This is a genomic window from Paenibacillus sp. oral taxon 786 str. D14, from assembly GCF_000159955.1.
GTDB lineage: Bacteria > Bacillota > Bacilli > Paenibacillales > Paenibacillaceae > Fontibacillus > Fontibacillus phoenicis.
Genome location: NZ_GG695988.1, coordinates 52,493 through 66,250, shown reverse-complemented (window position 1 = coordinate 66,250; position 13,758 = coordinate 52,493). Strand labels below are relative to the sequence as shown.

At 53.4% G+C, this 13,758-nt stretch carries 11 protein-coding genes; all 11 read left to right on the top strand.

Annotation, left to right across the window (positions count from 1 at the left end):
* Positions 1-82 precede the first annotated feature (82 nt).
* Positions 83-937: a 4-(cytidine 5'-diphospho)-2-C-methyl-D-erythritol kinase gene (gene ispE, locus POTG_RS18345; protein WP_009226351.1), complete on the top strand. Its 855-nt coding sequence runs from the start codon at positions 83-85 to the stop codon at positions 935-937.
* Positions 938-1,051: 114 nt separating this feature from the next.
* Positions 1,052-1,888, top strand: coding sequence for a pur operon repressor (gene purR / locus POTG_RS18340; RefSeq protein ID WP_009226350.1), 837 nt, complete (start codon positions 1,052-1,054; stop codon positions 1,886-1,888).
* A 176-nt stretch (positions 1,889-2,064) separates the two neighbouring features.
* Complete coding sequence (spoVG, locus tag POTG_RS18335) at positions 2,065-2,349, top strand: septation regulator SpoVG (protein ID WP_009226349.1); 285 nt, start codon at positions 2,065-2,067, stop codon at positions 2,347-2,349.
* A 163-nt stretch (positions 2,350-2,512) separates the two neighbouring features.
* A complete protein-coding gene (gene glmU, locus POTG_RS18330; RefSeq protein WP_009226348.1) occupies positions 2,513-3,913 on the top strand; it encodes a bifunctional UDP-N-acetylglucosamine diphosphorylase/glucosamine-1-phosphate N-acetyltransferase GlmU in 1,401 nt (466 codons plus the stop codon).
* A 112-nt stretch (positions 3,914-4,025) separates the two neighbouring features.
* On the top strand, positions 4,026-4,979 hold the full coding sequence (locus POTG_RS18325; protein ID WP_009226347.1) for a ribose-phosphate diphosphokinase: 954 nt from the start codon (positions 4,026-4,028) through the stop codon (positions 4,977-4,979).
* Between the two features lie 664 nt (positions 4,980-5,643).
* Entirely contained in the window at positions 5,644-6,204 is a 561-nt protein-coding gene (pth, locus tag POTG_RS18320) for an aminoacyl-tRNA hydrolase (RefSeq protein WP_009226346.1), read from the top strand.
* A gap of 85 nt (positions 6,205-6,289) precedes the next feature.
* Positions 6,290-6,520, top strand: a complete 231-nt coding sequence (locus POTG_RS18315; protein ID WP_009226345.1) for an anti-sigma-F factor Fin family protein — start codon at positions 6,290-6,292, stop codon at positions 6,518-6,520.
* A 158-nt stretch (positions 6,521-6,678) separates the two neighbouring features.
* Positions 6,679-10,203: a transcription-repair coupling factor gene (gene mfd / locus POTG_RS18310; RefSeq protein ID WP_036646172.1), complete on the top strand. Its 3,525-nt coding sequence runs from the start codon at positions 6,679-6,681 to the stop codon at positions 10,201-10,203.
* A complete protein-coding gene (locus POTG_RS18305; protein ID WP_036646169.1) occupies positions 10,190-11,350 on the top strand; it encodes a peptidylprolyl isomerase in 1,161 nt (386 codons plus the stop codon). The genes mfd and POTG_RS18305 overlap by 14 nt, the downstream gene beginning before the upstream one ends.
* A 308-nt stretch (positions 11,351-11,658) precedes the next feature.
* Entirely contained in the window at positions 11,659-12,201 is a 543-nt protein-coding gene (gene spoVT, locus POTG_RS18300; RefSeq protein WP_009226342.1) for a stage V sporulation protein T, read from the top strand.
* 206 nt (positions 12,202-12,407) lie between these two features.
* Positions 12,408-13,758, top strand: a 1,351-nt coding sequence (locus tag POTG_RS18295; RefSeq protein ID WP_009226341.1) for a polysaccharide biosynthesis protein, incomplete at its 3' end; no start/stop codon positions are given.

The window sequence follows — 13,758 nt, the reverse complement described above, 5'->3', positions numbered from 1 at the left end:
CGTTTTTTTAGAATTAAAGAATGTGCCAAAAAGACCGGATGGATGCGGATATTCCACGGAATTGCTGAGGTGGGGAAGCGGCATGAAAATTTACGAAAAAGCACCGGCCAAAATTAATTTAATGCTCGACGTGTTACATAAGCGTCCTGACGGATACCATGAGGTCGAGATGATCATGACCATGGTGGATCTGGCAGATCGTTTGGAAATGAGCGCCCTTCCGCGGGATACGATCATTATTTCGAGCCAGGCCGGATATATTCCGCTGGATGAGAAGAATTTGGCGTTTCAGGCGGCGAAGTTGATTAAGGAACGCTACAACGTGCGGAGCGGGGTTTATATCCACCTCGATAAGAAAATACCGGTGGCTGCCGGCCTTGCCGGCGGCAGCAGTGACGCGGCGGCTACGCTGCGGGGCTTAAACCGGCTATGGGAGCTTGGCATTCCCGAAGAGGAGCTCAAGGAGCTGGGGGCGGAGTTGGGTTCAGATGTGCCGTTTTGCGTGACGGGCGGGACGGCGCTGGCGACAGGGCGAGGCGAAGTGCTGACGCCGCTGGTGAATCCGCCGCAATGCTGGGTGGTGTTAGCGAAGCCTCCGATCAACGTGTCGACGGCCGAGGTGTATGGGCGCCTGAAGGCGGAGCGAATTACCGATCATCCGTCGGCAATCCGGATGCGGGAGGCGCTGGAGAGACGCTCATTCACGGAGGTATGCCAAGCGCTCGGTAACGTGCTGGAGCAGGTGACGCTGGAGCTTCATCCAGAGGTAGCGCAACTGAAAGAGGCGATGCTGCGTCTTGGCGCGGACGGCGTGTTAATGTCGGGCAGCGGGCCTACGGTATTTGGGCTCGTCTCGAAAGAATCGAAGGTGTCCCGCATCTATAACGGATTGCGCGGGTTCTGCAAAGAGGTTTACGCCGTACGGCTGTTGACTTGAAGCTCGGCTGCGGAACTGGAGCCGGGTACTCCTTCCTCGTTCCAAGGCTTGGACAAATCCGTACAAAAGTGTTATAGTTTCATTAAAATATTCGGATTTAGCGAGGGGTACTTCGTGAAGAAATTAAAAAGAAGCGCTCGTTTGGTGGAGATGACCCATTATCTGTTGTCTAGACCACACCATTTAATCCCGCTGACTACCTTTGCGCAACGGTATGGGGCGGCCAAGTCGTCCATCAGCGAGGATCTGGGGATTATTAAAGAAGTGTTTGAAGGTGAAGGCATGGGGGAATTGCTGACGCTTGCCGGTGCGGCCGGCGGCGTGAAATACATTCCCCGGGTCGGACGGGAGCAAGCGAACGCTTTTATCCAGCAGCTCTGTGAGAAGCTGGCGCAGCCAGACCGAATTTTACCGGGCGGATATTTGTATATGTCGGATCTCTTAGGACAACCGGCGCTGATGAATGAGGCGGGCAAGTTGTTTGCCACCGTCTTCGGTGATTTGGAGATCGACTGCATTATGACCGTGGAAACGAAGGGGATTCCTCTCGCTTATGCAACGGGAGCGGAACTGAATTTGCCCGTCGTCCTGGTTCGTCGCGACCATCAGGTGACGGAAGGCTCCGCCGTTAGCATTAATTACGTATCGGGCTCTCACAAGAGCCTGCATACGATGACGCTGTCGCGCCGGGCATTGAAGGAACACTCTCGCGTCTTGATCGTCGATGACTTTATGAAGGCGGGGGGTACGATTCAAGGGATGGTTGACCTGCTGGCTGAGTTTAACGCGGAGGTTGCCGGAGTCGGGGTTCTGGTTGAATCAGGTGAAGTTGCCAGCGAACAGCGTCTGTTACATGATTACGTTTCCCTGGCCACGCTTCGGGCAGTGGATCCCAAGGAAAAGGAGATTTCAGTAGAACCTGGGAATTATTTTTCGAAGTTTGAACAATAAGAACTATGTCGAGATCTCCTCAAATTGTAAGAATTCTCGACGAAACATGTCGAAAACCCCGTTTTATCAAAAAAAATCGTGATTTTAGGCCATTTTGTTGATCAAAAAAAAAGGATTTCGGTTTGCTATGTGGAATAATACACCAAGTCTCTGATGGAAAAAGGTGGTGAACACATATGCAAATTACGGATGTAAGACTCCGCCGAGTCAGCTCTGAGGGCAGAATGAAGGCCATCGCATCCATTACCATCGATAACGAATTTGTTGTTCATGACATTCGCGTCATCGATGGGAACAATGGGATGTTCGTAGCAATGCCTAGCAAGCGCACGCCGGACGGGGAGTTCCGGGATATCGCGCATCCGATTTCCTCCGGTACCCGCGAGAAGATTCAAGCCGCAGTTCTGGCTGAGTACGAGCGTGCCGCCGAACAAGAGGAAGCGATTGAAGAAGGGGCGTAAGTCGCATTTATTTGATTTGTTGATTAATTGGGGTTCGAGGAAAAGGGAGCCATGTCCGCATGGCTCCCTTTTCTTTTTGCCCTAAATGAGATATATTCAGTAATGAGTTTTAATGAGAGAGAGAACTACTTCTTTTTTTAAAAGTGTGAAGGAGGCCGGGGACTTGAAGAGGTTAGCGATCGTTCTTGCTGCAGGTCAAGGAAAACGGATGAAGTCCAAGCTCTATAAGGTGCTTCACCCCGTTTGCGGCAAACCGATGGTTGGGCATGTACTAAACGCGGTTCAAGAAGCAGGTTGCGAACGCAGCATCGTCGTTGTTGGCCATGGGGCCGAAGCTGTGAAATCCTATTTGGGTGCATCGGCGGAATACGTGTTGCAGGAGCAACAGCTGGGAACCGGACATGCCGTCAAGCAAGCCGGGCCATTATTGGCGGGAGAAGAAGGAGTCACACTGGTTATTTGTGGCGATACCCCTTTGGTTACGGCAGAAACACTGGAAGCTCTTTTCGAACTTCATCAACGTAAGGGAGCGGCAGCGACCGTACTTACGGCGGTGATGGAGCAACCGTATGGTTATGGCCGAGTGATCCGCGGCGCGAACGGAACGGTTGAACGGATCGTTGAACAGAAGGACTGCTCGCCGGAGGAAGCCGCCGTGCAGGAGATTAACACAGGCACTTATTGTTTTGATAATGCAAAATTATTTGCTGCACTGGAGAAAGTGACGAACAACAACGCCCAGCAGGAGTATTATCTTACCGACGTGATCGGCATTTTGGTGCAGGCGAACGAAATCGTAGAAGGCTATGCAGTAGCCGACGTTCGCGAATCGATTGGCGTCAATGACCGGGTGGCCTTGGCAGAAGCGGAAGCCGTCATGCGGGAACGCATCGTGCGGGGCCATATGCTGAACGGCGTAACGGTGATTGATCCGGCTTCCACGTACATCGGGGCCGATGTCACCATTGGAGCGGATACCGTAATTTATCCGGGGACCGTTCTATCCGGTAAAACGTCCATCGGTGAAGATTGCGTGATTGGGCCGGCCGCAGAAATCGAAGATAGCGTGATCCAAAACGGCGCGAAGGTGAAACAGTCGGTGCTCAGCCAGGCAGAAGTCGGCCGGGAGACGACGGTTGGTCCTTTCGCTTATTTGCGTCCAGGGGCGAAGCTCGGAGCGCATGTGAAGGTCGGCGATTTTGTAGAAATTAAAAATGCGACCCTCGATGAAGGCTCCAAAGTCTCGCACCTCAGCTATATCGGCGATGCGAAGGTTGGTAAGAACGTGAATATTGGCTGCGGCGCGATAACAGTGAACTATGATGGTTATAATAAGTCCATTACGGAGATTGAGGACGATGCCTTTGTCGGCAGTAACGTCAACTTGATCGCTCCGGTGAAGGTGGGCAAAGGCGCTTATGTCGTTGCCGGATCCACGATTACGCAATCGGTTCCGGACAATGATCTTGCTATTGCCAGAACCCGGCAGGAGAATAAACCCGGCTATGCCGAGAAGATTCGTGCCCGGGCGAAAGCGAAGAAGGAAAGACAGCAACAATCTTAATTTCAAATGCAGTGATCTGCAGTGACCATTTGAATAGACGGGGTAGCTGTGAAGGCGGGTTGTTTAAGAGACTCCCTGACGCTATCTACACAGCACGGAGGGTTTTAATTTTATGACTTATTGTGATTCTAAATTAAAGATATTCACCTGTAACTCCAATCCGAAATTGGCTCATCAAATCGCTGACTATATCGGCATTCCGATGGGCGAATCGGAGACGACGAGCTTTAGTGACGGCGAAATACAGGTCAAGCTGTCCGAAAGCGTTCGGGGCTGCCACGTCTATGTGGTGCAATCGACTTGCGCACCTGTCAACGATAACTTGATGGAGCTCCTCGTGATGGTGGATGCTTTGAAAAGAGCTTCGGCCAAGAGCATTAATGTCGTTATCCCGTATTACGGTTACGCCCGCCAAGACCGGAAAGCCCGTTCGCGCGATCCGATCACGGCGAAGCTGGTTGCCAATCTGATCGAGAAAGCCGGCGCTCACCGGGTCATTACGATGGACCTTCATGCGATGCAGATCCAAGGCTTCTTCGATATCCCGGTTGATCATATGCTAGGCGTGCCGATCTTGGCCCAGTATTTCCGTTCCAAGCATATCGCGAATCCGGTTGTCGTCTCGCCTGACCATGGCGGGGTGGTTCGTGCCCGTAAGCTGGCTGATTTCCTGAACGCGCCGCTGGCGATCATCGACAAGCGCCGTCCGGAACCGAATGTCAGCGAAGTCATGAACATTATCGGGAACATCGAAGGGAAAACCGCGATTCTCGTCGACGACATCATCGATACCGCCGGTACGATTGTCCTTGGCGCTAACGCGCTGAAGGAAGGCGGGGTAGAAGAAGTGTACGCTTGCTGTACGCACCCTGTATTGTCCGGTCCGGCAATGGAACGTCTGGAAAACTCTCCGCTGAAGGAAGTGATCGTGACCGACACGATCCCGATCACGCATCCAAATCCGACAAGCAAGCTCAAAGTGCTGTCCGTCGCTCCGCTGATGGGCGAAGCGATTATTCGCGTGCACGAGGAGCTGTCGATCAGCAAGCTGTTCGAGATCGAATAAAATGGTCACTGCCACACCAGGGGTTGCGTCCTCCCAATCGGGGACGTAACCCCTATCGGTGTATTGGCAGTGTTGGGTGTTAGGCGGAGGCAGGCATCCGTGTGAAATGTTCTTACGATCGCTGTTGCTCGCGGATTTCTTGAATTGGACTAAAATCAGAAGTGGTAGAAATCCGCTCACAAAGGCGAACGCCTCGCTTCTTCAGAACATTTCCCCCTCTTGCCTGAATCCGCCCAACGGACAATGCTGCCCCACCGATCGAGTGGTGATGGCCATACGCTGAGGGCAACGTCCTCGTTAGGGTGTTGGCCGCAATGCCCTGGAGTGGCAGTGGGGTGGGGAGTAGTAGGGACGACGGGATTGTTGGCACTCCCCGTCGGTGAATACAAACTAACTGGAATTTCTACCGTTAATTTTGGCGGGAACGTAGGTTTTGGGCGATTTAACGGTAAATTGTATAGTTAATTTGGGTACTTTTTCGCTAAAGTGGCAATTTCGCTGAAATTAACAGTAGGTTTTACCGTTAGTTGCGCGGACAGCCGATCCACGCCGAAATTAACGGTACATTTTCCAGTTAATTCGAGGCAAGTAGTAGTTAGTTTAACGAACAATCAAGCACCAGAGGCGGTTTGAAGATACATTAGCGTTTGGAGGGACATGACCCATGAAGTGGATCGTAGGGCTCGGCAATCCGGGAGCCCAATATGAGAAAACCCGGCATAATATCGGCTTTATGGCCGTGGATGAGCTGGCGCGCCGGCATGGCATCGAGATCAAGCAAAGCAAGTGCAAGGCTTTGATTGGAGAGGGGATGCTGCCGGGCGGGAAAGTCGTGCTGATCAAGCCGATGACCTACATGAATTTATCTGGCGAAGCGGTGCGCGCTTATATGGACTACTATAAGGCGTCGATTGAAGACATGATCGTGGTGTACGACGACCTCGACACCGAGTTGGGGCGTAATCGGCTGAGATATCAAGGCAGTGCCGGTGGGCACAACGGCATTAAGTCGATCATTCAACATATCGGCACGCAGACGTTTAACCGAATTCGGATGGGCATTTCCCGGCCGGAGCCAGGGTATGCGGTCGTAGATTATGTTCTGTCGCCGTTTCCGAAGAAAGATAAGCCGCTGCTTGATCAGTCCATTCAAGCGGCATGCGATGCATTGGAATATAGCCTGGACCATACCTTCGAACAAACGATGGCAAAGTTTAACGGCTAAATAATTGATCTAGCAGGGTCGATAGGCTAAAAGCCGTCCGCTTGGGGCATACTGGAGACATAATGAATCTTCAGGAGGCATATAGATGGCTGTAAACTATGTTTGTCGGCACTGCCGAACGGTGATTGGTAGAATCGAATCGCCTCAAGTCACAGAAGCCCAATTAGGCTTCCATTCCTTGACCCCCGATGAGCGGAGAGATATAATAGCGTATGATTCAAACGGCGAAATGACGGTCCGGGTGACCTGCGACTATTGCAAGGAAGCACTTGATCATAACCCGGAACTGCTGCTGCTCGCCAATCCTTTGCAGTAGACTGCAAGCTACGAGGAACAATGGACAAATTTACCGGAATATACGGTTATAGAGCCTTGGCACGTTGCTGAGGCTCCTTTTTGGTTCGGGTAAGCTGGACTTACCCTTTTCGTCTAGCCATAGATTTCTATCCATCAGCAGTAAGAGAGGTGCCTCATTTGCTACAAGCACTTATTGAAGCTTTTTCACGCGATACCGATTTTGCTTCGACGGTTGCGGGCATTAATTCGGGCATGAAGGAGCAGTTGATTTCCGGCTTGTCGGGTTCATCCAGGCAAGTGATGCTAGCCGCGCTGCATCAGGAAACGAAACGGCCGCTGCTCGTCGTGACCCACAATATGTTCTCCGCACAGAAAATGTATGAAGATTTACAGGAAGCGTTATCACCGGATCAGGTGCTGATGTACCCGGCGAATGAGCTGGTTGCTGCCGAATCGGCCGTATCCAGCCCGGAAACGCTGGCCCAGCGGATCGAGGTGCTGCTGCAATGCTCCCGGGGATTCCGGGGCATCGTGGTGGTGCCTTATTCCGGTATTCGCCGCTATATCCCAACGCCGGAGGCCATGGCCGAAGCGGGACTGACCGTCCGGCTCGGGGGCACGCTGGAGCTGGAGCGTTTCATGGCTCAAATGGTCGAGCTGGGCTACGAGCGGGTCGAACGAGTGGAATCCCGCGGCGAAATGAGCCTGCGCGGGGGCATCATTGACTTTTATCCACTGACAGCGTCCATGGCATACCGGGTGGAGTTGTTTGATGATGAGGTCGATTCGATCCGGACCTTTGATCCGGCGGATCAGCGATCGGTGGACCAGATCAAGGAAGTGTTCATTCCACCTTGCAAGGAACTGATCGCAACGAAGGAACGGATGGGCCAGGCAGCGCAGGCGTTATCCGAGAAGCTGGAGATCCAGCTGGACAAGATGACCGACCGCCAGGCCAAAAATCGTCTCCGCGAAGAGATGTACAAAGAAATCGAAATGCTGCGCGAGCATGTTTATTTTTCGGAAATCTATAAATATATTTCTTTGATCTATCCAGAGCGAAAAACGTTATACGACTACATGCCAGAGGATACGCTGCTTCTGCTGGACGAACCGTCGCGCCTGCTGGAAACGGCCAAGCAGCTGGAACGCGATGAGGCGGAGTGGAATCTGCACCTGTACCAGAACGGGAAGAGTCTCCCCGACCTGCCGCTTGCGGTGGACGTGGATCATCTGATCTACCATCGTCCGTTCCAGACGTTGTTTCTGTCATTGTTCCTGCGTCAAGTCCCGCATTCCCAGCCGCAAAATATCGTGAATTTCGTTACGCGGGCAATGCAGGATTTTCATGGGCAAATGAATGTCTTAAAGGCAGAGATGGAGCGTTGGAAAAAAAGCGGCGCCCACGTCATCATGTTGGCCAGCACCGAAGAGCGCATGGATCGGATGCGGCGGGTGCTGCAGGATTACGGCATTGATGAGCCTCAATTACTGCAAGGCAACCTGCAGTCCGGCTTCGAACTGCCTTCTGTACACCTCGTCGTGATTACCGAAGGCGAGATGTTCTCCCAGAAGCAGCGCAAAGCGCGCCGCGTCGCCAAGAGCATGGACAATGCCGAACGGATCAAGAGTTATACCGAGCTGAAGGTCGGCGATTACGTCGTTCACCAGAACCACGGGATCGGGAAATACATGGGCATCGGTACGCTGGAGGTCGGCGGGATCCACAAGGATTACATGCATATCCTCTATGCCGGCGGCGACAAGCTGTCGGTACCGATCGAACAGATCGACATGATTCAGAAATACGTGGGTTCCGAGGACAAGGAACCGAAGATTTATAAGCTGGGCGGCAACGAGTGGAACCGCGTGAAGAACAAGGTTCGTTCCTCCGTCCAGAACATCGCCGACGATTTGATCAAGCTGTACGCTGAGCGGCAAGCTGCCCCGGGGTATGCCTTCGAGAAGGACACTCCGGAGCAGCAGGAATTCGAAGCGATGTTCCCGTATGAGGAAACTCCGGACCAGCTGCGGGCCATTGAGGAAATCAAGAGAGATATGGAACAAAGCCGTCCAATGGACCGCCTGCTGTGCGGTGACGTTGGTTATGGCAAGACCGAAGTCGCTATCCGCGCGGCCTTTAAGGCAGCGATTGAAGGCAAGCAGGTTGCCGTGCTTGTGCCAACGACGATTTTGGCGCAGCAGCACTATGAGACGTTCCGGGAGCGGTTTGCCGGTTATCCGATCAACATTCAGACGCTTAGCCGTTTCCGCAGCCGCAAGGAGCAGAACGAAACCATCAAGGGGATTCGTCAGGGCACGGTGGATATCGTGATCGGAACCCACCGCATTTTGTCGCAGGATCTGGTCTTTAAAGACTTGGGACTGCTGATCGTTGACGAAGAGCAGCGGTTTGGCGTCACCCATAAAGAGAAGTTAAAGAAACTGAAAACCAACGTAGACGTGCTGACGCTGACGGCGACCCCAATTCCGCGGACGCTGCATATGTCCATGCTGGGCGTACGGGATCTGTCGGTCATTGAAACGCCGCCGGAAAACCGGTTCCCGGTGCAGACGTATGTCGTCGAGTACAGTCAGTCGCTCGTGCGCGAAGCAATCGAACGGGAAATGGCGAGGGGCGGACAGATTTATTACCTGTATAACCGCGTGCAAGGGATTCATGAAATGGCCGCACAAATCTCTATGCTCGTGCCGGAAGCGCGAGTTGTCGTTGGTCATGGGCAGATGTCGGAGCAGGAGCTGGAGAAGACGATTCTCGATTTTCTTGACGGGGAATACGACGTCCTGGTCAGCACCAGTATCATTGAAACCGGAGTGGACATTCCGAACGTCAATACGCTGATCGTGCATGATGCGGACAAGATGGGCTTGTCCCAGCTGTATCAGCTGCGCGGCCGTGTTGGACGATCCAACCGGATTGCCTATGCTTATTTCACATATCAAAAGGATAAGTCCTTAACCGAAGTTGCGGAGAAACGGCTGCAGTCGATTAAGGAATTTACGGAGCTCGGTTCCGGCTTCAAAATCGCCATGCGCGACTTAGCCATCCGCGGCGCCGGGAATTTGCTTGGTGCGGAGCAGCATGGCTTCATCGCTTCCGTCGGCTTTGATCTGTATTCGCAGATGCTGGCGGAAGAAATTCAGAAGCGTAAAATTACGATGCTTGGGGAGACCCCGCCGGCTGAGGCGACTTGGAACACCACGATCGATTTGGGCATCGACGCGTATTTGCCGTCGGATTACATCTACGACAGCATTCAGAAGATCGAGATCTACAAGAAGACAGCCTCTGTGCAGACTTTTGAGGACGTGGCCGAGTTGGAGGACGAGTTGCTCGACCGGTTCGGGGAGCTGCCGGATGCCGTGCAGAATCTCCTGGCGGTTGCCCGCGTCAAGTTGTACGGCAAGCAGTATGGCATCGAGTCTATGACGCTGCGGGGCGAGGAAGTGACGATCAAGTTCTACGAAGGACAGGAACAGGCCATCGTTCCGAGCAAGCTTGCGGAAGTTGGCAATCTGTTCGGAAGATGTGTACAATTTAGTCAAGGGTCCGTGATGCTTATCCGGATAAATACCAAGGGAATGGACGACAAAGAAATGATGGGCTTGCTGGAGCAGTTTCTCGGCGCCCTGAAGGATGCGTTCAAAGTGAAAGGGGAACTACAGAATGTTTCAAAGTAAAAGGCGCTCATGGAGAATGCTGCTGATTGCGCTTGTAACGGTACTGGCTTTTTCCGTTATGGCTGGATGCGGCAAGAATGCAAGCTCGGGAGGGAAAGATACGAGTAAGGTTATTGCGACGTACGAAGGCGGCGAAATTACGGAGAACGAATTCGACCGCGAGCAGCGGATCGTGCTTGCCCTTCAGCCGCAAATGGAACAATTCATGCAAATGGAAGACTTCCGTCAATATTTGGTGAAGCAGGAGATCGCGTATGAATACCTTGAAGCCAAAGCCGACGAGAAGACGAAAGAAGCCGGCAAGAAGAAAGCCGAGGAGCAGTTTGATTTGATGAAATCGTCCTACGGCGAAGAGAACTTCAAAAATATGCTGGACGCCCAGAAGGTATCCGAAGCTGAATTCAAGGACTATATGGTTCGGATTTATACCGTGATGGAAGGCGAACGGCAGAAGATCTCTGAGGATGATGTGAAGAAGGAATTCGAAGCGACAAAACAGGACTATACGACGGCTTCGGTCCGCCATATCCTGATTAACTTCACCGATCCAGACGGCAAAGAGCGGACTGAAGAGGAAACGCTCAAGCTGGCGAAGGAAGTGAAAGCGAAACTGGACAAGGGCGAGGATTTCGCCGCGTTGGCGAAGCAGTACTCCGAGGATCCGGGCTCCAAGGATAACGGCGGTTTGTACGAGAACGTGGAAGTGAGCAACTGGGTAGAAGCTTTTAAACAAGCTGCTTTGACCCAACCGCTGAACCAAATTGGTGATCCAGTGAAGACGGAATACGGCTACCACATCATTCGCGTGGAATCTCGGACCGAGAAGAAATTTGAGGATCTGACGCAGGAACAGAAGGACATGATCCAAACAACGCTGGCCTCGAACAAATTGGACGAGTTCATGGCGGGGGATCTAGAGAAGAAGATCATCAAGAAAATCGACTTGCCTAAAGTGGAAACGAGCACCGGCGAAAATGGCACGGGAACGGACACCAATGCGGGCAATGGCTCCAATGCAGGAACTGACACGGGTACGAATGCCGGTACAGAAGGGTCCGGCAATGCCGGAAACACCGGAACGGGCAGCAACACGGGCAACGGTGCTGCCAACAATGCCGGCTCCAACAGCGGCAATACGAGCAAATAAAGCAGAGCTTAGGAAGCAGCGCGGAGAAGGTTTGCGTTGCTTTTTTTGCGGACGGACCTATTGTTCCTTATACGCATCCAGCTGTTAAAAATCATGGTTCATTATGATGAATAAGGTGTTCGCCCGGGATGAATACTATGGTCAGAATCACAGAACAAGCCATCCCTGTCCCCACCTTCGGCCGTTGGCGAAGCTTATGGCGCATACATCTGCGTAAGCCGCAGATTACGTATAAAGTCCGATTAGGTGAAGCTTTAGGAAATCAAGCCGTAGTTCAAAACTTCTAAGAAAGCGGGGCATCAAGTGAAATGAAAGCTACTGGTATTGTACGCCGTATCGATGATTTAGGCCGTGTTGTTATCCCTAAGGAAATCCGCCGAACGTTGCGGATTCGGGAAGGAGATCCGCTCGAAATCTTTGTGGACCGGGATGGAGAAGTGATTTTGAAGAAATATTCGCCGATCGGGGAATTGGGCGATTTTGCCAAGGAATATGCGGAGTCGCTGTATGAGAGCACCAGCCATATTACCTTAATCTCCGACCGGGATACGATTATTGCTGTCGCAGGCGCTTCCAAGAAGGAATACCTGGATAAGCAAATTAGTTCCTTGCTGGAGAGCAGCATGGATAGCCGTAAAATCATCATGGAAACAGCGTCTGGATCGTACGAAATTACGAAGGATCATCCAGAAAACATCTCTTCGTTTGTCATTGCGCCGATTATTGCTGGCGGTGACCCGATCGGGACTGTGGTGCTTGTGAACAAGGACGATTCTGTGAAGATGTCCGACTTGGAATCGAAAATGGCGGAGACAGCTGCCGGTTTTCTCGCAAAACAGATGGAGCAATAAAAAGAACTCAAGATATCCGCAAGACGCATGGAGGAACTTACACACACCGCTGTTTGGGGCGGACGCCGTCCGTCCGAAACGTAGAGGGATGTGTAAGTTTTTTTGTGTTGGGGCTTAGGAAATGGCGATGGCCTCCGTTTCGTCTTATAATGGAACCTGTTAGCTTAAAAAACATGCTGATGACTGTTAAAGCAAAGTAGGTTGCCATGATGGAAACGAAGGAAAGCCTGTCCTCCAAGCTGCTAAAGGGAGCGGCCGTTCTGAGCGCGGCGGCGCTAATCACCAAGCTGCTGGGAATGCTGCAGAAGATCCCGCTGCAAAATATCGGGGGAGACGGCGTATTCGGCATTTATAATACGGTATACCCTTTGTACACCCTGCTGGTTACGCTCACGACCTCGGGGTTTCAGGCGGCGGTGGCCAAATTTATTGCGGAACGCCAGGCCCCTGGGCTGGAACGGGAGCGGAGCGAGGTGCTGCGACTGGCATCGGCGACGATGCTGGTGTTGGGGGTTGCCTTTGCGGTGCTGCTTTACTTTGGCGCCCCGGTATTATCGCAGCTCATCGGAAGCAGCTTGTTGATTCCGGCTTTTCGCGGGGCGGCGCCTGCGCTGCTGCTCATCCCGGTGGCGGCGGCGCTGCGGGGATATTTTCAGGGACACCAAAATATGACGCCGACCGCGGTCTCCCAGGTGGTGGAGCAGGCCATTCGTGTCACGGTGATGATCGTCCTGCTGCTGGCGTTAAGCCGGCTGGGAGCCGCTGATGCGGATCTTGCCGGAGGGGCATTGGTCGGCTCCTCCGCGGGAGCAGCTGCGGGTCTTGCCGTGATGCTGCTGTATTGGCGGGGCTATACCCGTTCTTCGCTGCAGCGGCGGGAAGCCGGACCATCGGCGGAGGCGGATCAGCCGCTGACTGACGAGAAACGATTGTTGCCTCGGGAAACAAGGGGGCAGCGATGGTCCGCGCTCTTCAAGGTTGCGCTGCCGATCAGCTTGGCCTCGCTTGGGGTGCCGTTGATCAGCCTGGTGGATACGTTCACGCTGCCGCGGCTGCTTTCCGCCCATGGGGAGGAGCTGCAGATCATGGCCCAGGTGGGGATTTACAACCGGGGTATCCCGTTGGTTCAGCTCGTCACGATGCTGGCGACGTCGCTGTCGGTGTTGTTTGTGCCCGCGATGGCCGAGCTGCAGATGAAGGGAGATACCGGGGCGATCCGGCGTCAGGTGCAGCTGGCCTTGCGCTGGTTCTGGCTGATCGGCCTGGCGGCTTCGCTGGGCCTGGCCTTGCTGGCTGCGCCCATCAACGTCATGCTGTACGAGGATGCGGCGGGATCGGCCACCTTGGCTTGGGTGGCCTGGACGGCGGCGCCCGGCGCGCTGGTCGCAGCGACGAGTGCCCTGTTACAGGGCCTCGGCCACGTGCGCGCCCCGGCGCTGCACCTGCTCGCTGCGGCATTGCTCAAGACCGCGTTAAACGCGGTGCTCGTGCCGCAGCTTGGCATCACCGGCGCCGCCATCGCCGGCGTCGCCGCGTACGGCGCAGCAGCGGCGCTGA